This window comes from Halorubellus litoreus, assembly GCF_037081675.1.
In the GTDB taxonomy this organism is placed as follows: Archaea; Halobacteriota; Halobacteria; order Halobacteriales; family Natrialbaceae; genus Halorubellus; species Halorubellus litoreus.
Genome location: NZ_JAZAQL010000002.1, coordinates 1,327,906 through 1,347,336, shown reverse-complemented (window position 1 = coordinate 1,347,336; position 19,431 = coordinate 1,327,906). Strand labels below are relative to the sequence as shown.

The window sequence follows — 19,431 nt, the reverse complement described above, 5'->3', positions numbered from 1 at the left end:
CGCGAACCCGTCGGCGTGCGTACCTATTTATCCTCGTCGCGCGTGGTTTCTACGTATGATTCACGTGGACAGTGCTCGGGGTGAATGCGAGTGAAGCTTGCGATTATCGGGTTCGGACAGGCTGGCGGGAAGGTCCTCGACGAGTTCATCGCGTTCGACCGACAGACGAAGGGGTCGGTCGTCCGTGGGGCTATCGCGGTGAACACGGCGAAGGCGGACCTCCGCGGGCTCGAGCACGTGCCCGAGGACCGGCGGGTGCTCGTCGGGCAGACGCGCGTGAAGGGACACGGCGTCGGTGCGGACAACGAGCTCGGCGCGGAGATCGCCGAGGAGGACATGGGTGAGATCCAGAGCGCGATCGACGACATCCCGACGCACGAGGTGGACGCGTTCCTCGTCGTCGCTGGGCTCGGCGGCGGGACCGGCTCGGGTGGGGCGCCGGTGCTCGCGAAGCACCTCAAGCGCATCTACAGCGAGCCAGTGTACGGTCTCGGTATCCTCCCGGGGAGCGACGAGGGCGGTATCTACACGCTGAACGCCGCGCGGTCGTTCCAGACGTTCGTCCGCGAGGCGGACAACCTCCTCGTGTTCGACAACGACGGCTGGCGCCACAGCGGCGAGAGCCTCGAAGGCGGGTACGATTCGATCAACAGGGAGATCGTGCGGCGACTGAACGTCCTGTTCTCGGCGGGCGAGGTCGGCGACGGGGATGCGGTCGCCGAGAGCGTCGTCGACGCGAGCGAGATAATCAACACGCTCGGGAACGGCGGCGTGTCCAGTATCGGGTACGCGGTCGACCACGTGGACCGCGGTGACTCCGGGTTGTTGTCGCGGTTCTCGAAGAAGCAACTGGACGACGTCGATACGACGAACCGCATCACGAGCCTCGTCCGGAAGGCGACGCTCGGTCGCCTCACCCTCCCCTGCGAGGTCCAGGGTGCCGAGCGCGCGTTGCTCGTGGTCGCTGGGCCGCCCGAGTACCTGAACCGGAAGGGTATCGAGCGCGGGCGGACGTGGCTCGAGGAGCAGACGGGGTCGATGGAGGTCCGCGGTGGCGACTTCCCGATGCCCAAGGAGTCCTCGGTCGCGTGCGTCGTCCTGCTGTCGGGCGTGACGAACGTCCCGCGCGTGAAGCAACTGCAGGCAGTCGCGGTCGAGGCGATGGACAACATCGACGACCTCCGCGAGCAGAGCGATGCGAACCTCGACGCGCTCCTGGATACGGGCGACGAGAAACTTCCGCCGCTGTTCTGACGCCGTCACGTCCTCGCGCCGGCGGTGGGTGTCGTTGTCACGTTCCGACGGACGGCTGCCAGTACGCTTAGGCCGGTCGACGACGAGTTGCTGACGACGAGGATGACTGACCTGCGCGTGCTCGCGGTCGCTGGGTCGACGAACGTCGCGAGCATGCTCGCCGCACGGGACGCGTTCGCGGTTGCGGTCGCGACCGACGACCGGGCGCTCGCGAGCGCGCTCGCGGCCGAACGATTCCACTGTATCGTCATCGAGCACGGCCCACCTGCGGTCGACGCCGTCGAGACGACTCGAACCGTCGTGGACGTCAGTGACGCGCCGGTCGTGGTCCGAGATTCGACGAGCGACGCGGCGGTCGCTGGCGAAGCCGTCGCCGTTGGCGCGGACGGCTACGTGCCGGCGAGCGCGGACTCCGGGACGCTCGTCGAGCGCGTTCGAGACCTCGCCGAGGCATCGAGTCGTCTCGATGGCGCGGCGAGGCGACGATACGAGGCCATCGTGGAGAGCCTCGCAGACCCCGTCTGGGTCGTCGACGAGGACGGCTACAGCGTGTTCGCGAACGAGGCGTACGAGGAGGCGTTCGGGTACTCGAAGGCGAGCGCGATGCGCGGCGACCTCCACTTCGAGGAGACGTTGACGGCGGCGAGCGCCGACCGCATCCGCGAGGCGACGCGAGCGATGGTCGAGGATGGCTTGGAGCGTGCGACCGTCTCGGTCGAGATGGTGACCGCGGACGGGTCGGTCGTTCCCGTGGAGGACCACTTCGCGCCGCTGCGGGACGCCGACGGCGAGTTCCGCGGTGCCGCCGGCGTCGCTCGCGACGTCAGCGACCGTGAACGCCGCGAACGACGCCTCCAGGTGTTGAACCGCGTCCTCCGGCACAACCTCGGGAACGACCTGACGACGATCACGGGGTACGCGTCGTTGCTCGCGGCGGACGCCACGACCGACGTCCAGCGCGAGCGCGCTCGCACCGTCCGGGACGTCGCCGAACGGCTCGCGGACGCCAGCCGGAAGGTCCGACAGCTCGGCGCCGTCGTCGACCACGACCCACGCGACCGGACTGTCGTCGACGTCGTCGCCGCCGTCGACTCCGCGGTCGCGAACGTCCGCGGTCGCCACGGCGATGCGGACGTGACCGTAGACGCGCCCGAGGTCGCGCACGTGCACGCTCACCGCCACCTCGAACGCGCCATCGAACAGCTCGTCGAGAACTCGGTCGAGCATGGCTCTCCCAGCTCTCAGCCGTCGGCTGAGAACAGTGTGGAACACGGCACTTCCGACGGCCAGGGCACGGGTGAGGCGCCGTCGACCGTGCGGGTGTCGGTCGAGGACGACGCCGACAGCGGGACGGTCACGGTTCTCGTGGCCGACGACGGCCCGGGACTCCCCGAGGACGAGCGCGCGGTCGTCCTGGACGACGGCGAGATAACGCCGACCAGGCACGGGACCGGCCTCGGCCTCTGGATCGCGAAGTGGGCGGTCGATTCCGGCGGTGGCGAACTCTTCGTCCCCGAACCCGCCGACGGCGATGGTGGGGTCGTCGCCATTCGACTCGACCGAGCGCGAGACGACTCGACGTAGGACCAGGATGGGGGACGACCCGACGCTACGAGCGAGAGTCCGCACCGCCCCACAGAACGCTCTCGCGTGGCCTGAAGCCGGCTGCGGCGCTACGGCGCGCGCAGAACGCGTCAACGCGCGAACCGAAACGGGCTGAGAGAGCGTTATCGGGGTCGCTAGAGCGACCTCAGGCCGTCACACCGTCTCCAAAAGGGTGGGCTTAAGTGCCTCCGTAAGATAGCGACTGGTACTATGGCGAACGGCAAGTACGCCGCGCGCAAGCTCAAGAAGGACCGCCAGCAGCAGCGGTGGTCCGACTCGGACTACGCGCGACGCGAGCGTGGACTTCGCAAGAAGTCCGACCCGCTCGAGGGCGCGCCGCAGGGTCGCGGCATCGTCCTCGAGAAGGTAGGTATCGAAGCGAAACAGCCGAACTCCGCGATCCGGAAGTGCGTCCGGGTCCAGCTCATCAAGAACGGGAAGCAGGTCACCGCGTTCTGTCCCGGTGACGGCGCCATCTCGTTCATCGACGAGCACGACGAGGTCACCATCGCCGGTATCGGTGGGGCGAAGGGTCGTGCGATGGGCGACCTCTCGGGTGTCAACTACAAGGTCGAGAAGGTCAACGGCGTGTCGATGATCGAACTCGTCCGCGGGAACGCAGAGAAACCGGTTCGATAATCATGTCGGAAGAAGATACACCCGAACCCGAGAAGCCCGCCGGGACCGACGAGGAAGGCGCGCGCGCCCTCCTCTTCGACCAGTGGGACATCACGGGTATCGAGTACAACGACCCGTCCACGGAGCGCTACATCACGGTCACGCCGATCGCGCACACGATGGGCCGTCACGCGGGCAAGCAGTTCAAGAAGAGCGAGCTCTCCATCGTGGAGCGACTCGCGAACCGCCTGATGCAGACCGAGGAGAACACGGGCAAGAAGCAGCAGGCGCTCCAGATCGTGCGTGAGGCGTTCGAGATCGTCCACGAGCGCACCGAGGAGAACCCGGTGCAGGTGCTCGTCGAGGCCGTCGAGAACGCGGCGCCGCGCGAGGAGACCGTCCGCCTGAAGTACGGTGGCATCTCGGTCCCGAAGGCGGTCGACGTCGCACCGCAGCGACGCGTCGACCAGTCCCTGATGTTCCTCGCGGAGGGCGTTCACGGGTCGTCGTTCAAGACGACGACGACGGCGGCGGAGGCGCTCGCCCAGCAGCTCACGGGCGCCGCTGACTACGACGTCCAGACGTACGCGATCAACCAGAAGGAAGAGTCCGAGCGCGTCGCGGCGGCAGCACGCTAATTTCGGTCTTTCTCTCTTCGTTCGCGGAAGACTCACCCGCGAGTTCGCAGATGCTTCTTCGGTCTAACTGCCAGCTTCTGATTGCATCGAAAATTGAGATATATCGAATCTCTACCATTATTCTTGAATTTCTAAGCTCCCGTGGAATGCAGCAGGGCGTGCCGAAGAGAAAAACTCAGCAGATAAATATATATCTAAAATCAATACATTTAGGAATTTTTTAAAATACGATGGTCTTGGGTGGAATGCAATGGTGAAGCGATCTACGCGACGATCTTTGATGAAGCGTATGGGTGTTCCTGTAACTGGACTGACGGCGCTCTCCGCACCTGCGGTAGCAGCATCGGAGAAATCCTTCGATCAGCGTGTTCAACACGGGGATTCGGTGGGTGTCATCGATGAAATCACCGAGGTTGGTGAAACCGCTTCAGGAGATACACTCGTTGCTGTAAAGATCAAGGAAACCGATCGTCGAACAGGCGCGGTCCGTTATCACACGTATGGGGTTAAAGTCGAGGGCGGCAGTGGTGGAATCTCTCACACGAAGATAGACGGGAAAGCGTTCCAACAGCTCAATCAGGTCGGTACTGAGGATGGTGTCTCCATCCAGAACCACATCCCTGACTTACCCGAGTTCGGCGACCTAGTTAAGAAAAAAGATCACTATCTCGGACAGAACATTGGAAATTGCGACGCATTTAATCATCAACACACGCAGGACGGTCTCACAATGTGGTTCTACCACGACATCGGAAAGATTGGGGCTGGGACGGCTCTCGCCGCACTGGGTGGGTATATCGGTGCGCTTGGTGGAGAAACACTTGCTGCAATCGGAGCCGGTAGTGGCGTTCTGTCAACAGGACTCTTAGAGCGGTATGTAAGCACTCATGCCGTCTCCGTAGTAGCGTGGGAGTATGACGTCAGTAAGTTCGGATGGAACCAAACGATGTACGCCGTCGATTTCTCCGGTCACTGGCATCAAAATGACCCCGATCACATGTATACGGTCTCGACGATTGTGGGGCATCCCTCTTGCGGGAACTGTGGATTCGGAGTATAGACTGAACTAACTGATGTATCGACAGATACTCGTTGGTATGCTCTACCTTTCTATCTTCCCGAGCACTCTCCTCACACTCTGGGCGTTCCATTTGCGTCCTTTCGAGAGCACGCAAAACCTCGTTATCGGTGTCTTCATTGCAGGTCTGCTCGGCTGGTTAGTTGCGAAGTTACACTACAGGATTCGGTCGCAATCGAACTAAACCCTGTAACAAATTCGTTCTTTCGCCCAACGGTGCTCTAGCGTCACGCGCGTTGACAGTAATGAGGCGATGTGTGTGGTCAACTAGCGATGTCGAGTGCGGTGTCGACGTCGCCGCGCCAGGGGTTGCCGTGGCCGGGGAGGAGCGTGACGTCTCCGAGTCCGGCGAGTTCGTCGAGCGAGCGGCGGGCGAGCGCGGTGTCTTCGTCGGCGGGTCCCATGAGCTGTGGGTCGCCTTCGCGGTTCCGGTAGATGTCTCTGGTGACGATCGCGTCGCCGGCGATGAGGACGTCTCGGTCCTCGAGGTGGAGTGCGCACGAGCCCGGGGTGTGGCCGGGGACGTGAATCACGCGTGGGCTGCCGGGCACGTCCAGGACGTCGCTGTCGTTCATGGGTTCGACGTCGGTAACGGGGTCGACGTCGCGGATGCCGTCGCGGACCATCTCGACGACGTACCGGAGGAAGCCGGGGCGCCAGAGGTTCCGGAGGAACCACGCGGGCGGGCCGTGCGGGAGGTCGCGGAGGTGGTGGTGGTCGTCGGGGTGACAGTACGCGGAGCTGCCGCGGTCCACGAGGTGCCTGGCGAACCCGGCGTGGTCCGCGTCGCCGTGGGTGAGGACGAGCGCGTCCACGTCGTCGAGGGTATACCCGTGGCGGTCGAGCCACGGTGCGAGTTGGGGGTAGTGTGCGGGGAGTCCTGCGTCGACGACGGTGAGGGCGTCGTCGTCCTCGACGACGTACCAGTTGATGCGCGCGGTCCCGAACCGGTAGACGCCGGGCGCGACCTCGCGGTCGTCGGCTTCGGTAGTGTCGGTGGTCGCTGCGGGGGACATGTACGAGAAGTTCGACGGGCTTCGAGATAGCTGTTCGCCGAAGGTCGCTCCCGGCCGGAGTTTGGCGGCGGTTGCGCCCTCTGCGGGTGTCAGTTACTCGGGAACGGTCCCGAGGTCGACGTCTTCGAACGCGCTGGGGCGTTCGCCGTCGGTGGCGTACACGTAGAGCGCGAGGCGTGCGATGGAGCCGAGCGTCGCGGTGAAGATGTACGCGACGAAGATGAGGGAGGCGGCGACGAGGAGGGCGCCGCCGAAGCCGAGTGCGCCGCCGCTGAGGCCGCCGAGGACGACGATGCCGGCGGCGACGATGGCGACGGGGAGCATGAAGAGGATGGTGACGATGCCGACGCCGAACGTCGCGCCGGCGGTCTCGCCCCACGTGTTCTTGAACGTCTCGCCGCTGCGTGCGATGGCGCCGCGGACGCCGACGTCCTCGAACGTGATGACGGGGATGACGAAGTACGTGAGGATGCTCCAGCCGACGCTGATGATGCTCGCGAGGACCTCCGCGAGGAAGTTGTCCTGGCTGTCGATGAGCTGGATGATGACGCCGACGGTCGCGGAGATGGCGCTCCACGCGAGGAGCGTGCGTTTGTGTTCCCAGGCGGCGCTGATGCCGCTCTTGAACGACGGTTCTTCGCCGCGGAACGCCTTCCGGGTCTCGTGCATGAGGGCGGCGGTCGTGAACGACGCGATGAACGTCGACCCGAAGTAGAGGACGAACAGGAGGGCGTACTGGAGGACGCCAATGTCGCTACTCGCCAGGAAGAACCCGGGAACGAGGAGGAGTGCGACGTACAGCAGCCCGGCGATCGAGCCGACGAGCGGGAACACGGCGAGTTCGGGGTCGCCGCGTAACACGCGGATGCTGTCCTTCGTGAGCGCCCAGCCGGTCTTCAACCGGTTGAAGAATCCCATGAGTATTACACGCCGCGTCCACGGATAAATCAGTACGGTCGAGGGGGAAGGGGGCCGCCGTCGTCACGGGGTTTCGTAGCGAACGAGCGCCGCGCCCGTCGCGTCGCCGCGCACGCTCCGACCTGATGCCAGCGGGGGAGTGGCCGCGACCGCGTCGGCCGGGGGGAGTCACCGACGGCGGAAGGGGATGGCCGCCGGCGCGCGTCGCGGTCCACGCCGAAGCGAGTACCTCACCGTCGAGTGGGTCGTTTCCGAGAGTTCCATCGTCCAGGGAACCCACGACCCATCCACTCCTTCGACACCACCGGAAAAGAGCGTTCGCCGAACTATCACCCGACTCTTTCTAGAATTCGTCGGCGTCGTTAGCGCCGGACGCTCGATGAATCCGTAAAGAACTGGAACCGGCGGCCTGGGGGCCGCCGGACGCTCGATGAATCCGTAAAGAACTGGAACCGGCGGCCTGGGGGCCGCCGGATGCTTGCGGAGTCCGTCAGTCCGCTGCCTGTTGACCACCGAGTGCGTACTCGCGGGTGACGTCGACGAGGGCTTTGCGGTACTCGCTCTCGGTGGGGTCGTCGCCGAGGTCGAGGAAGTGGCGTTTGAAGGAGTCGACGCTGACGCCGGGGGCGTCCTCGCCGGCGGCGTGCGCGAGGTCGTAGAGCCGGTGGTCGTCGGTGACGAGGTCGTGGCGCTCGCAGAGCGCGAGCGCGAACGCGGCGTTCACGGCGGTTATCTCCGGGTCGGCGTCGGCCGTGACCGGGGTGAGTCCGGCCCTGGGTGGGGTGCCGTGGTCGGAAACGGCGGCGGCGAGGCTCGCCTCGAAGAACGAGACGAGCTTGTCGCTGTCGCCGAGACTGCACGTGATGTCGTCGGCGTAGATGTCCTTCATGTGGTTCGCGATCTGGTAGCAGTGCGCGACCTTGCGGCGTTCGACGCTGTTCCCGGCGAGCCCGAGGAAGAGGGCTTCGTCGGTGCTCTGGAGGTGCGAGGGGTGTTCCTCCTCGTAGCGCGTCATATGCGCGTACTCGTGGAGCGCGAGCTCGCGCGCCATCGCGGACGTCGCGGCCTGCTGGGAGATGTTGAGGACGTGCTTGTCGTCGTAGTGCCCGGTCCACGTGCGTTCGTCCGGGTCGCTCCGGACGTGCACGTGCACGGGGAGGGAGACGTCGTACTCGGTCTCGAAGCGGTCCTGCGCGCCGAGGAACGGAGCGGGTGGCGCACGACCCTGGACACGAACGTCCATGTTACAGTCTCACAATGGCTCGGTCGGGTATGAGGGTTGCGGCCCCGGCATCCCACCGGTCGAACCCGGATGCGACCCGCGCGGACTCGCGCTCGACGGGAACGCGACGCCCGTCAGGAGACGTCGCGCGTCTCGACGAGCGGGAGCCCCTCCGCGCGCACGTTCACGCCCGAATCCGACGACCACGTTCCCGCCGGCGAACTCGACGGCCGCGACCCCTTCGACACGCCGAGCTTCGGACTCCCGAACTCGGTCGTCTCGTCGGTCTTGTACAGATAGAACGTCGCCCCCTCGCTCGACGACCCCTCGAAGCGCCCGTTGAAGTAATCCATCTGATCGTACGCATCTATCTGGAAGCGGACGTCCGCGTCCGCGCCGATCGTCTGCCCGCCGGTCTGGACGAGTTCGATGAACGACGAATCCGACGCCATCGACACCTCGAACGTCGCCGCCTTCCGTCTCGCCGTGTCCTTCCACGTCGGCGTCGTCACGGACGTCGCCCCGACGTCGCTCGTGTTCACGACGAACTCGCCACCGTCCCCGTCCCCCTGGAGGAACGCCTCCATCTCCCGGATGACGCCCGATTCGGTGACGAGCGCGGACCCGGAGAACGACTCCAGCGGGAACTCCGACCGGCGGAAGTACCGGCTGACGATCCGCGACTCCTCGAGCACGGTCGCGTTCTCGATCTCGTCCGCCTCGAGGATGAACAGCGTCGTACCGTCGCGCGTCTGCCGGCCGACCGGCGCGAAGTTCCCCGCCCTGATCAGGGCTTCGAGGAGGTCCGTGCCGGCGAGCACCGACGGCCGGAACTCGAACCGGAGTTCCGGGCTGTACGCGTAGATCGCCTGGCCGGCGACGGTCTGGCGCTGGAAGAGCTGGCGGTCCTCGACGTACGTCTCCGGGCCGCGCGAGCTCTCGACGCGCATCCTGACGTCGTCGCCGATCTTCGTCGTCAACCGGTTGAACCCCATGTACTCGGTCTCGACGGTCCGCGGCCGGCCACTCGTCCGCTGTCGATGTTCGAGCACGAGCGCTTCGGTCACGCCGTCCTCGCTGACGCCCGGCGGGTACGTCGCCGCGTCGTCGTCGCCGTCGGTCGTCTCGGCGTCGGTCTCGGTCGGTTCCGCGGTCGTGGCTCGTTCGGTCGTCGACTCGTCCGCGCTCGTCGCGGCGCTGTCGCCGCTCGTGGCCGTCCCGGTCGGTTCCGCCTGACTCAGCCGCAGACAGCCCGAGAGCCCGAACACGCTCGAGAGTCCCCCGGCGACGAGGACGCGTCGACGCGTCGTGTCTTCCCCATCCATTGCGAGGTCCTACCGTCAGCGTCGACATAACGCTTCTCGCCGTTTCGAGCGGTGAGTTGCGACCGGGTCCCGGTGTCGTTATGGGTTCGGCGGTCGCCACGTCGACGCATGCCCGTGGATTCGCTCGCCGTCGTCGACGCGTTCGACGGTGGCTTCGGCTGGCAGGCTGCCGGCGACGAGGCGCTCGCGCGCACCAGTCACGCGCTCCGAACCGACGACGGCCTCTGGCTGCTCGACCCGCTCGACGCCCCCGGGCTCGACGACGTCCTTGCTGCCCGCAGCGCCGGTGCGGACGACGACCCCCGCGTCGCTGGCGTCGCGGTCTGCGCCGGCTGGCACGCGCGCGACGCCGCCGCCGTCGCCGCCCGCCACGACGTCCCCGTCACCGTTCCCGCGGGCGTCGACCGCGCACTCGACCACCTGCATCCACCGGCCGGCGTCGACGTCCAGCGCGTCGACGACCAGCTCCCGGGGACCGACGTCTCCCTGCGTCGCGTCTCGCCGATGGGCGCGTGGACCGAGACCGTCTGTTGGCGCGAACGCGACCGCACGTTCTACGTCCCCGAATCGCTCGGGACCGCCAGCCCGTTCGTCGCCGGCGACGAACGCCTCGGCGTCATCTTCTACGCGCGACTCGCCCCACCACGCGACGCACTCGCCGACTTCGAGCCCGACCGCGTCCTCGTCGGTCACGGCGACGGCGTCTTCGACGACGCGACCGCCGCGCTCGCGGACGCACTCGCCGGTTCCCGCAAGCGATTCCCGCGAGCGGTCGTCGAGAACGGCCCGCGAGCGATGCGGAACCTCGTCGTCGCAGCGCTCGACTGACCTCGGTCGCTCCCGCCGCGACGCGCTGCCGACCTCGGTGACTCCCGCCGCGACGACCGGAACCGTGCGTACCATTGACGCACTGAGGGGTTCTCAGACCCGCGAAAACCACGGTTTCGGGGACTCGGCGCGAATCGAAAACAGCATACTTTTACACGGCGTGACGGTATCCAACACCAATGGGCCGACGTAAGAAGATCGTCGAACAGTGCGAACGGCTGATGGACAAACCGGAGAACATCCGGAACATCGCCATCGCCGCGCACGTCGACCACGGCAAGACGACACTCACCGACAACCTCCTCGCTGGTGCCGGGATGATCTCGGACGACACCGCGGGCCAGCAGCTCGCGATGGACACCGAGGAGGACGAGCAGGAGCGTGGGATCACCATCGACGCGGCGAACGTCTCGATGACCCACGAGTACGAGGACACCAACCACCTCATCAACCTCATCGACACGCCCGGCCACGTCGACTTCGGTGGCGACGTGACGCGAGCGATGCGCGCCGTCGACGGCGCGCTCGTCGTCGTCGACGCCGTCGAGGGCGCGATGCCCCAGACGGAGACGGTGCTCCGGCAGGCGCTCCGCGAGGGCGTGAAGCCGGCGCTGTTCATCAACAAGGTCGACCGCCTCATCTCCGAGCTCCAGGAGGGCCCCGAGGAGATGCAGAAGCGCCTGCTCTCGGTCATCAGCGACGTCAACGACCTCATCGCCGGGATGACCGAGGACATGGACGACGTCGACGACTGGACGGTCAGCGTCGAAGAGGGCACCGTCGGCTTCGGGTCCGCGCTCTACAAGTGGGGCGTCTCGATGCCGTCGATGCAGCGCACCGGCATGGACTTCGGCGACATCATGGAGATGGAGCGCGCGGACAAGCGCCAGGAGCTCCACGAGAAGACGCCGCTGTCGAACGTCGTGCTCGACATGGTCTGCGAGCACTTCCCGAACCCCGTCAAGGCGCAGCCGATGCGTATCCCGCGCATCTGGCGCGGTGACGACGAGAGCGAACTCGCGGAGACGATGCGGATGGTCGACGAGGACGGCGAGGTCGTCCTGATGGTCACCGACATCGGTATCGACCCGCACGCCGGCGAGATCGCGGCGGGCCGCGTCTTCTCGGGGACGCTCGAGAAGGGCCAGGAGCTGTACGTCTCCGGGACCGCCGGGAAGAACCGCGTGCAGTCCGTCGGTATCTACATGGGTGGCGAGCGCGAGGAAGTGGAGCACGTTCCCGCGGGGAACATCGCCGCCGTCACCGGCCTCAAGGACGCGATCGCGGGGTCGACGGTCTCCAGCGTCGAGATGACGCCGTTCGAGTCCATCGACCACATCAGCGAGCCCGTCATCACGAAGTCCATCGAGGCGAAGAACATGGACGACCTGCCGAAGCTCATCGAGACGCTCCGTCAGGTGTCCAAGGAGGACCCGACGATCCAGATCGAGATCAACGAGGACACGGGCGAGCACCTCATCAGCGGGCAGGGCGAACTCCACCTCGAGGTCCAGACCCAGCGTATCGAGCGCAACCAGGGCATCCCCGTGAACACCGGTGAGCCGATCGTCGTGTTCCGCGAGGCCATCCAGCAGAACAGTGGCGAGGTCGAGGGCATCTCCCCGAACCGCCACAACCGCTTCTACCTCGAGATCGAGCCGCTCAGCGAGGACATCGTCGAGAGCATCAAGCACGGGAACATCTCGATGGACATGCCCGAACTGGAGCGCCGCGAGGCACTCCAGGAGGCCGGCATGGACAAGGACACGAGCCAGGACGTCGAGACCATCCATCGGACGAACATCCTCGTCGACGAGACGAAGGGTATCCAGCACCTCAACGAGACGATGGAACTCGTCGTCGAAGGGATGCAGGAGGCGCTCGACGACGGCCCGCTCGCCGCGGAGCCCGTCGAGGGTGCACTCATCCGACTGCACGACGCGCGTCTCCACGAGGACACCATCCACCGTGGTCCCGCGCAGGTCATTCCGGCAGTCCGGAACGCGGTCCACAACGCGCTCGTCAAGGGCAAGGTCCGCCTCAAGGAGCCGATGCAGGACGTCCGTATCGACGTGCCGAACGAGCACATGGGTGCGGCGTCCGGCGAGATCCAGGGTCGTCGTGGCCGCGTCGACGACATGTACCAGGAGGGCGACCTCATGGTCGTCGAGGGCGAGGCGCCCGTCGAGGAGATGATCGGGTTCTCCAGCGACATCCGCTCCGCGACCGAGGGTCGTGCGTCGTGGAACACGGAGAACTCCGGGTTCCAGTTCATGGCTGACAACCTCCAGCGCGAGCAGATCATGGAGATCCGCGAGCGCAAGGGAATGAAGCTCGAGCTGTACGAGCAGGTCGACTACATCTAAGCGGTCGCTGTCCGCTGGCGGTCCGGTTTCTCTCTTCGTTCTTCGCGTCGGGTAGCGACGGCGCTCGCGGGCGCGGGGGTGGTTCCGCGTGCTCGTCGCGGGTGTCTTCGCGGTCGGCGTGAATCGGAACCCACAACGTGGTGCCGGCGCGAGTACGGGTATGGAAGCGATTCGCGTCGTCTGGGGTTCGGGGACGGGCCCGACGGCGATGGCGAGTTACGACGCGGCGCTCGCGGACGCGGGCGTCCACAACTACAATCTCGTGACGGTGTCGTCGATGCTGCCGCCGGACGCGGACGTGGAGGCGGTCGGGACGGCGGGGGACCTCGGTGAGGTCGGCGGGCGGTTGACGGTCGTGGAGGCGCGGGCGACGGCGACGGACCCGGGGCACGTCTCGGCGGGGTTGGCGTGGGCGCAGTCGCCCGACGGTGGGTTGTTCTACGAGGCGGCGGGGCCGACGGACGCGGCGGACGTGGAGGAGCGCGTCCGGCAGGGGCTCGCGGCCGGCCAGGAGTTGCGGTCGGCGTGGACGTTCGACGACCCGCGAGTGCGCGTGCAGTCCGCGCAGGTCGAACCGGGGACGCACACGACGGCGGTCGTGCTCGCGGTGTACGGGACCGCGGACGCGCTCGTCTGAGTCGCTGGGTGAGCCGCGGCACCTGCGTTGGGTCGGTACTACCTCGACCGAACCTTTTTCACTCGGCTGGCGCGTAGAAGTGGTAGCTCTGCGATGAATGGAAACACGCCGTACGCTGGACTGCCGGGGATCACGCAGGCCGGGAAGCGAAACGCGGAGGACGTGCCGGAGCTGTCGAGGGCGGAGAAGAGCGCGCTCCGCCGCGACGTGTCGGCGATCGCGGCGCGGACGCGCGAGTTCCTCCCGAAGGAGTACATCGTCGACGGTGACGTCCATCAGGGTGTTGCGGGACCGCAGGCGCGGATCGCGGTCCAGCCGCCGGTCGGGGACCCCGTGAGTGCGGGGTTCACGCCGGAGGTCGAGGACCTGAATCTCGACGAGCCGTTCATCGACGCGGACGAGCAGGCGGAGGTCGCACGCGGCCTCGCGGCGAGCGCGGCGTTCCAGGTGAAGCAGGCCCTGCAGGGGTCGGTGACGCCGACCGCGCGCTAGACGCTCGGGTCTTCCCATTCGTGTCTCCCGTTCACTTCGACGGTAAGCGACTGCGCTCGGCGCCGCGGCGGGGTCAAGCGTCGGCGTCGCGGCGGGTCAGGCGTCGACGTCGGGGTGGTCCTCCTCGAGTGCGGTGACGGTGTCGTCGTCGAGGCCGAACTCGCGGAGTTCGGCGGGCGAGAAGCCGTCGGCGTCCATCGCCATCCCGCTCGTGACGAGTCCCTGGATGCCTTCCTCGACGCTCATGTCGACGTCGAGCACCTCCTCCTCGGGGAAGTGTGCGAGGAACCCGCCCATGACGGGGTTCGGGGCGAGCGGGACGAACAGCGTCCGCATGGCGGCGTTCTCGGTCGCGCCGCGGACGTTCGCGGGCGTGGTCGCGGTCTCGAACGCGATCATGTAGCTGCCGTCGGTCGGGTACTGGACGAGTTTCACGGAGCGGAAGTTCTCGGCTTCGCTCTCGATCATCGCGTCGCCCATGCGGCGGAACGCGCGGTAGACGCTCCCGATGCCAGGGATGGACGCGAACAGGAAGTCGAAGAGGTCGACGAGGCGTTCGCCGTAGCGGTTCCGGGCGACGGTACCGACGGCGACGACGACGGCGACGAGGATGAGGAACGCGGTGATGGCGCCGACGAAGTCCGCTGCGCTCTCGTAGATGCCGACCTCGACGAGGAACGCGACGACGACGTTCTGTTGGACGACCGAGAGCAGTCCGAAGTGCGCGAGGACCTTCAGGACCGGTTCGAGGACGCTGAAGATGATGCCGAACGCGGCGTCGAGGACGTAGACGGTGACGACGATGGGGAGGAGCGTGACGACGCCAGTGGTGAGGACGTCGAGCGCGTGCTGGTACGCGGACTGGCTGGCTTCCCGCGCGGTCTCGACCCCGGACCCAGGGATTCTGTCACTACCTGACATACGGCCACGGTCGGTGGGGAGGCACCTAAGGGAGGGGGCTACGCGCGATGGGCGTCCCGCATCCGCAACGCGGTGATCGGACGAGGAGTGGTCGGGGGAGGAGCGGTCGGGCGAGCGGTGGTCGCGTCAGGCGGCGCGGAGGGTGACGGTGACGGCGGTACCAGTCGGGTGGTTGTCGGCGACGGTGACTGTGCCGTCGTACGCGCTGACGAGTGCGTGGACGAGGTAGAGGCCGAGGCCGTGGTCGAGTCGGTCGACGGTGCTCGCGGTGGCGTCGAACAGCACGGCTTTGCGGTCGTCGGGGATGCCGGGGCCGTCGTCGGTGACCGTGAACGTGACGTCGTCGCCGTCGACCGCGCCGTCGACGGTGACGGTGACGTCGTCGTGGTCGGCGTGCTCGATGGCGTTCGCGATGAGGTTCCGGAACACCGACGTGAGGAGGGCGTTCGCGACGACGTTCGTCTCGGGGAGGTCGCCGACGTCGACGGTCGCGTCGGGGTACGCGGCGCGAGCGCGCTCGACCTCTTCGAGGACGACGCTGCGGGCGGGGACGGGTTCGGTCTCGACGTCGTCGTCGTCCGCTTCGATCATCGTGACGACGTCGCGGATGCTCTCGGTGAGCGTGGTGGATTCGTCGACGACGGTCAGGAGTTCCGCGAGTCGGTCCGGGGTGGCGAGCGACGGGTCTTCGGCGATGAGTTCGAGCCAGCCTTCGAGGACGTTCAGGTCGTTCCGGATGTCGTGGCGGACGATGCGGTTGACGAGTGCGAGGGCTTCGTTCTGGTCCACGAGGACGCGCTGGCGTTCGCGGTTGGCGGCGGCGGGGAGCGTGATGCCGCTGACGAGCGCGGGGTTCGTTTCGCTTCGACTGCCGGCGTCCCGGAGCCATCGGTAGCTCCCGTCGACGGTCCGGAGTCGATACTGGACGTCGTACGTGTCGCTGTCGCCGTCGACGACGGCCTCGAACGCGGCGGCGACCGCGTCGTAGTCGTCCGGGTGCACGAGCGCCGCGAAGTCCTCGACGGTCTCGAAGTCCGCGGCTTCGTACCCTCCGAGCGTCGCCTTCCGGTCGTCGAACGCGAACGCGCCGGTGTCGACGTCGTACTCCCACCATGCGACGCCGGCGGCGTCGACCGCGCGGTCGCGTGGGGTCGCTTCGACCGCCCGTCCCTGTCGCTCACCCATAAATATCACTATCTGTATGTATGCGTTGCTACTACAATACTACTTCGGCGATTCCACCCCGGACGCGTTCGCGCTACCCCGGCTCGCGGCCACGGCTCGCAGCCCGGCCGCCGTCAGCGGCCGGCGGCGAGCGCCGCGACGGTCTCCGCGACGACGACCCGTCGTCCGACGTTGAACGAGTGATTCTCGCCGGGGAGGACGCGCAATTCGGCGTCGGGGAGTACGTCAGCGAGCGCGTCGGCGTGCTCGGGATAGAAGTGGTCCTCGTCGCCGTACAGGAGCGTCACCGGGACGTCGACGTCGGCGACGTCCGCGGGCGCGATGTCGAGGCCGTCCGCGAGGTCACCGAGCGGGACGTCGCGCTGCTCGTCGAGCGCGGACTCGTCGGCGAACACGACCGCCGGCGCCCACCCGAGCACGCGCTCGACGTCCTCGGGGAGGGCCGTGAACGCGATGCGGCCCCCGAAGCTCTTCACGAGCAGCGACACGTGGTCGTACCCGCGGTCGAGGGCGTGGTCGACCGCGGCCGCCAGTTCGCGCTGCAGTTCCGCGAGCGTCTTCGCGTCGAGCTCGTCGCCGCTCGTCCAGGATTCGTAGCGGAACGACGCGACGCCCGCGTTCGCGAGCTCGTACGTCGCGATGTCGAAGATGTCACCGAACGGGCCGTGGCCCGCACCCGGGACCACGACCACGCACGTGTTCGCGTCCCCCGCAGGCGGCGTCACGAACCGTCCCTCGTACGTCTCCCCGTCGACCTCGAAGTCGAGTTGCTCCATCGGCATGGACTCGAACGGTAGCGCGTCGACGGGAAAAACCCTCGTCGCACTGACGACTCGGCGCGCGACGATGCAAGCGCCTCACACGCCGCGCGAACGCTTACGTGCCCACCGCCGGCTCTTCCAGGTATGCGCATCCGCGACGCCACCCTCGACGACGCCGAACTCCTCGCCACCGAGTTCTGGTACCCGCTCGCGAAACAGATGGAACAGTACAGCGACCTGAACGAACTCCACGACGACGCCGCCGAGCACGCCGTCGGCGGCTTCGAACGCCTCCTCGACAGCGACGACCACCGCACCCTCCTCCGCGAGGTCGACGACGACCCCGTCGCGTTCGCCCACCTCGAGTTCGGCGAACACCCCTCCCGAACACGCGACACCTACCTCAAGATCGTCGACCTCTACGTCAAAGACTCGCACCGCGGCGACGGCCACGGCACCGCCCTCGTCGACCACGCCGAAACCCTCGCCGAACGCGAAGCCTGCGACTTCCTCAAGGTCAGCGCCGAATGGCAGAACCAACCCGCCCGCGACTTCTACGAGAACCGCGACTACGAACCCAAACAAGTCACGTACGCCAAACCACTCGACTGACACCACCCCCGCACAACCCCGAAACGGCCGCCTGACGGCGTGGTGACAGCACTGAAACGGCCGCCTGGCGGCGGCCGTATGCTGGTGCGACCAGTTACTTCCCCCAGAAGGGGTCCCGATTGCGCTGCTTCTCGAGGTACTGGTTGAGGGCTTCCCGTTCGTCCATCGGGATCTCCTCCTTCAACTCCTGCTCCAAAATCTTCGCGTGCTTCTCGGGGATCTCGATCCAGAGTTCGTCGCCTTCCTCGATCTGGCGGCCGACGGTCGGGCCGTCGATGGCGAGGCTGACGCGGCTGCCGGCGCGGGCCTCGTCGACGTCCTCGCCGTTCTCCTGGATGCCCTTGAGTTGGCCGACGCGCGTCGGCTCGTTCCCCTCGAACTTCACGACGTTCATGTTGTTCTTGACCGTCCCGGAGAGGATCTCCGTGCCGACGACCGCGGGGTCGTTCTGCCGGAACGTGTGGTCCATGAGGAGCTGGAAGCGCGCGGGCCGCGTGATGTTGTCCAAGACCGTCTCCTGTTGTTCGCGCTCTATCTCCTCGACGTACTCGTCGTACTCCTCGACGAGCTGGTAGATGACGTCGCTCTCGAACACCTTCACGTCGCTCTCCTCGATGCGCCGGCGCGCGTCGTCGAGCACGTCAACGTTGAACGCGAGGATGGTCTTGTGCGTGTCCTCGTCCGCAGTGGAGGCGACGGAGACGTCACGGGGCGCGACCGCACCTACTTCGGCGCGCACGATGGGGATCTCGGCCTCCTCGAGCGCGTTCGCCATCGCCTCCAGGCTCCCGAGGGTGTCGGCCTTCACGACCACGCCCTCCTCGGCGGTCTCGACCGCGATCTCGGCGAGTTCGCTCCGGACCTCGCGTTCGACCTCCTCGACGGGACGGTCGCGAACGACCCTGATGGGAGCGCCCGACATCGCCTCGTCCAGGTCCGGCGCCGCGACCTTGATACCGGCCGCCGCCATCACCTCGTCGACCTGCTCGAAGCGACTCTCGGTCCGGATCTCCGCGAGCGGCCGCGGCTGCAAGAGCGCCCGCACCTCGGTCACGATCGGGTTGTTCTCACCGCCGACGACGATGACGTCGTCCGCGCGGATCGTCCCGTCGTAGAGCACGATGTCGACCGTCGTCCCGAACCCCTTCTCCTCCTTGACCTCGAGGACCGTGCCGACGCCGGGCCCGCCGACGTCCACCTGCATCTCCTCTTTCATGTACCGCTGCGCGAGCCCCATCATCACCGTCAGGAGGTCCGGGACGCCCTCGCCCGTCATCGCGCTCACGGGAACGACGCCGACGTTCTGCTGGAAGTTCCGGACCTGCCAGTACATGTCCGCGGAGAACCCGTGGTCGCTGAGTTCGCCGACGATCTCGTAGAGCTCCTGGTTGAGTTGCTGCTGGACGCGGTCGGACTGGGTCTCCATCGACTGCTGGATGGGGGCGTCCTCGACCGGATTCCAGCCCGGGAGCGTGTCGACCTTGTTCGCGGCGACGACGAACGGCGTCTGCGTGCGCTTCAGGATGTCGAGCGCCTCGATGGTCTGGGGTTGGAAGCCGTCGTTCACGTCGACGACGAGGATGGCGATGTCAGCGAGCGCCCCACCGCGACTGCGGAGGGTGGTGAACGAGTGGTGGCCGGGCGTGTCGATGAACAGGAGTCCGGGCAGGTCGAAGTCAGTTGGGTCGACGAGACTCCCTGCGATGTCCGAGATGACGTCGAGCGGCACCGCCGTGGCGCCGATGTGCTGGGTGATCGCACCTGCCTCGCCCTCGATGACCGCGGAGCCGCGGACCTTGTCGAGCAAGCTCGTCTTGCCGTGGTCGACGTGACCGAGGACGGCGACGATGGGCGTGCGTAGCGTGTCTGTGCCGGGGTCGCCGGCGTCCGATGAGTCCGACATGGTGACCACCCAGAAGGTATACTCAGAACCTTCTCGCGCCGGCATTTAAGAT

The 19,431-nt window shown here is 66.8% G+C and carries 18 protein-coding genes; 10 read left to right on the top strand and 8 right to left on the bottom strand.

Annotated features, from left to right (window positions below; translation table 11 throughout):
• Positions 1–90: 90 nt before the first annotated feature.
• The 5 genes from VYJ16_RS14215 (at position 91) to VYJ16_RS14195 (ending at position 5,175) form a co-directional block, all read left to right on the top strand.
• Positions 91–1,254, top strand: coding sequence for a tubulin/FtsZ family protein (locus tag VYJ16_RS14215; RefSeq protein ID WP_336351117.1), 1,164 nt, complete (start codon positions 91–93; stop codon positions 1,252–1,254).
• Between the two features lie 102 nt (positions 1,255–1,356).
• Entirely contained in the window at positions 1,357–2,838 is a 1,482-nt protein-coding gene (locus tag VYJ16_RS14210; RefSeq protein ID WP_336350963.1) for a PAS domain S-box protein, read from the top strand.
• A 231-nt stretch (positions 2,839–3,069) separates the two neighbouring features.
• Entirely contained in the window at positions 3,070–3,498 is a 429-nt protein-coding gene (locus VYJ16_RS14205) for a 30S ribosomal protein S12 (RefSeq protein WP_166038610.1), read from the top strand.
• A 2-nt stretch (positions 3,499–3,500) separates the two neighbouring features.
• Positions 3,501–4,115 (top strand): 30S ribosomal protein S7, encoded by a 615-nt coding sequence (locus tag VYJ16_RS14200; protein ID WP_336350962.1) that lies wholly within the window; start codon positions 3,501–3,503, stop codon positions 4,113–4,115.
• A gap of 280 nt (positions 4,116–4,395) precedes the next feature.
• On the top strand, positions 4,396–5,175 hold the full coding sequence (locus VYJ16_RS14195) for a hypothetical protein (protein WP_336350961.1): 780 nt from the start codon (positions 4,396–4,398) through the stop codon (positions 5,173–5,175).
• A gap of 281 nt (positions 5,176–5,456) precedes the next feature.
• Here the strand turns inward: VYJ16_RS14195 and VYJ16_RS14190 are convergent, their stop codons facing one another.
• The 4 genes from VYJ16_RS14190 to VYJ16_RS14175 form a co-directional block, all read right to left on the bottom strand.
• Positions 5,457–6,209 (bottom strand): MBL fold metallo-hydrolase, encoded by a 753-nt coding sequence (locus VYJ16_RS14190; RefSeq protein ID WP_336350960.1) that lies wholly within the window; start codon positions 6,207–6,209, stop codon positions 5,457–5,459.
• 93 nt (positions 6,210–6,302) lie between these two features.
• Complete coding sequence (locus VYJ16_RS14185; protein ID WP_336350959.1) at positions 6,303–7,127, bottom strand: DUF6159 family protein; 825 nt, start codon at positions 7,125–7,127, stop codon at positions 6,303–6,305.
• Positions 7,128–7,617: 490 nt separating this feature from the next.
• Complete coding sequence (locus VYJ16_RS14180; protein WP_336350958.1) at positions 7,618–8,370, bottom strand: DUF5781 family protein; 753 nt, start codon at positions 8,368–8,370, stop codon at positions 7,618–7,620.
• Positions 8,371–8,483: 113 nt separating this feature from the next.
• Positions 8,484–9,674, bottom strand: coding sequence for a DUF7537 family lipoprotein (locus tag VYJ16_RS14175; RefSeq protein ID WP_336350957.1), 1,191 nt, complete (start codon positions 9,672–9,674; stop codon positions 8,484–8,486).
• Positions 9,675–9,782: 108 nt separating this feature from the next.
• On the opposite strand from VYJ16_RS14175, the gene VYJ16_RS14170 reads away from it, so the two are divergent.
• From VYJ16_RS14170 to VYJ16_RS14155, 4 genes are all read left to right on the top strand, one after another.
• Positions 9,783–10,502: a hypothetical protein gene (locus VYJ16_RS14170; protein WP_336350956.1), complete on the top strand. Its 720-nt coding sequence runs from the start codon at positions 9,783–9,785 to the stop codon at positions 10,500–10,502.
• A gap of 179 nt (positions 10,503–10,681) precedes the next feature.
• On the top strand, positions 10,682–12,868 hold the full coding sequence (locus VYJ16_RS14165; protein WP_336350955.1) for an elongation factor EF-2: 2,187 nt from the start codon (positions 10,682–10,684) through the stop codon (positions 12,866–12,868).
• A gap of 160 nt (positions 12,869–13,028) precedes the next feature.
• Positions 13,029–13,505 (top strand): pyruvoyl-dependent arginine decarboxylase, encoded by a 477-nt coding sequence (locus VYJ16_RS14160; protein WP_336350954.1) that lies wholly within the window; start codon positions 13,029–13,031, stop codon positions 13,503–13,505.
• A gap of 93 nt (positions 13,506–13,598) precedes the next feature.
• Positions 13,599–13,997, top strand: coding sequence for a DUF5811 family protein (locus VYJ16_RS14155; RefSeq protein ID WP_336350953.1), 399 nt, complete (start codon positions 13,599–13,601; stop codon positions 13,995–13,997).
• A gap of 96 nt (positions 13,998–14,093) precedes the next feature.
• On the opposite strand, the gene VYJ16_RS14150 is transcribed toward VYJ16_RS14155, so the two are convergent.
• From VYJ16_RS14150 to VYJ16_RS14140, 3 genes are all read right to left on the bottom strand, one after another.
• On the bottom strand, positions 14,094–14,918 hold the full coding sequence (locus tag VYJ16_RS14150; protein ID WP_336350952.1) for a DUF502 domain-containing protein: 825 nt from the start codon (positions 14,916–14,918) through the stop codon (positions 14,094–14,096).
• Between the two features lie 126 nt (positions 14,919–15,044).
• Positions 15,045–16,103: a PAS domain-containing sensor histidine kinase gene (locus tag VYJ16_RS14145; protein WP_336350951.1), complete on the bottom strand. Its 1,059-nt coding sequence runs from the start codon at positions 16,101–16,103 to the stop codon at positions 15,045–15,047.
• Positions 16,104–16,216: 113 nt separating this feature from the next.
• Positions 16,217–16,885, bottom strand: coding sequence for an alpha/beta hydrolase (locus tag VYJ16_RS14140; RefSeq protein ID WP_336350950.1), 669 nt, complete (start codon positions 16,883–16,885; stop codon positions 16,217–16,219).
• A gap of 123 nt (positions 16,886–17,008) precedes the next feature.
• Between VYJ16_RS14140 and VYJ16_RS14135 the strand changes: the two genes are divergently transcribed.
• Complete coding sequence (locus tag VYJ16_RS14135; RefSeq protein ID WP_336350949.1) at positions 17,009–17,476, top strand: GNAT family N-acetyltransferase; 468 nt, start codon at positions 17,009–17,011, stop codon at positions 17,474–17,476.
• 94 nt (positions 17,477–17,570) lie between these two features.
• Here VYJ16_RS14135 and infB read toward each other — a convergent pair whose 3' ends face one another.
• Positions 17,571–19,379, bottom strand: a complete 1,809-nt coding sequence (gene infB / locus VYJ16_RS14130; protein WP_336350948.1) for a translation initiation factor IF-2 — start codon at positions 19,377–19,379, stop codon at positions 17,571–17,573.
• Positions 19,380–19,431: the final 52 nt, after the last annotated feature.

What these genes read in the sequence shown, in the direction of transcription:
- VYJ16_RS14175 (WP_336350957.1), bottom strand. Translation starts at nt 9,674, where the DNA reads ATGGATGGGGAAGACACGACGCGTCGACGCGTCCTCGTCGCCGGGGGA.
- VYJ16_RS14150 (WP_336350952.1), bottom strand. Translation starts at nt 14,918, where the DNA reads ATGTCAGGTAGTGACAGAATCCCTGGGTCCGGGGTCGAGACCGCGCGG.
- VYJ16_RS14155 (WP_336350953.1), top strand. Translation starts at nt 13,599, where the DNA reads ATGAATGGAAACACGCCGTACGCTGGACTGCCGGGGATCACGCAGGCC.
- VYJ16_RS14205 (WP_166038610.1), top strand. Translation starts at nt 3,070, where the DNA reads ATGGCGAACGGCAAGTACGCCGCGCGCAAGCTCAAGAAGGACCGCCAG.
- infB (WP_336350948.1), bottom strand. Translation starts at nt 19,379, where the DNA reads ATGTCGGACTCATCGGACGCCGGCGACCCCGGCACAGACACGCTACGC.
- VYJ16_RS14185 (WP_336350959.1), bottom strand. Translation starts at nt 7,127, where the DNA reads ATGGGATTCTTCAACCGGTTGAAGACCGGCTGGGCGCTCACGAAGGAC.
- VYJ16_RS14135 (WP_336350949.1), top strand. Translation starts at nt 17,009, where the DNA reads ATGCGCATCCGCGACGCCACCCTCGACGACGCCGAACTCCTCGCCACC.
- VYJ16_RS14140 (WP_336350950.1), bottom strand. Translation starts at nt 16,885, where the DNA reads ATGCCGATGGAGCAACTCGACTTCGAGGTCGACGGGGAGACGTACGAG.
- VYJ16_RS14210 (WP_336350963.1), top strand. Translation starts at nt 1,357, where the DNA reads ATGACTGACCTGCGCGTGCTCGCGGTCGCTGGGTCGACGAACGTCGCG.
- VYJ16_RS14190 (WP_336350960.1), bottom strand. Translation starts at nt 6,209, where the DNA reads ATGTCCCCCGCAGCGACCACCGACACTACCGAAGCCGACGACCGCGAG.
- VYJ16_RS14170 (WP_336350956.1), top strand. Translation starts at nt 9,783, where the DNA reads ATGCCCGTGGATTCGCTCGCCGTCGTCGACGCGTTCGACGGTGGCTTC.
- VYJ16_RS14160 (WP_336350954.1), top strand. Translation starts at nt 13,029, where the DNA reads ATGGAAGCGATTCGCGTCGTCTGGGGTTCGGGGACGGGCCCGACGGCG.
- VYJ16_RS14165 (WP_336350955.1), top strand. Translation starts at nt 10,682, where the DNA reads ATGGGCCGACGTAAGAAGATCGTCGAACAGTGCGAACGGCTGATGGAC.
- VYJ16_RS14200 (WP_336350962.1), top strand. Translation starts at nt 3,501, where the DNA reads ATGTCGGAAGAAGATACACCCGAACCCGAGAAGCCCGCCGGGACCGAC.
- VYJ16_RS14145 (WP_336350951.1), bottom strand. Translation starts at nt 16,103, where the DNA reads ATGGGTGAGCGACAGGGACGGGCGGTCGAAGCGACCCCACGCGACCGC.
- VYJ16_RS14180 (WP_336350958.1), bottom strand. Translation starts at nt 8,370, where the DNA reads ATGGACGTTCGTGTCCAGGGTCGTGCGCCACCCGCTCCGTTCCTCGGC.
- VYJ16_RS14195 (WP_336350961.1), top strand. Translation starts at nt 4,396, where the DNA reads ATGAAGCGTATGGGTGTTCCTGTAACTGGACTGACGGCGCTCTCCGCA.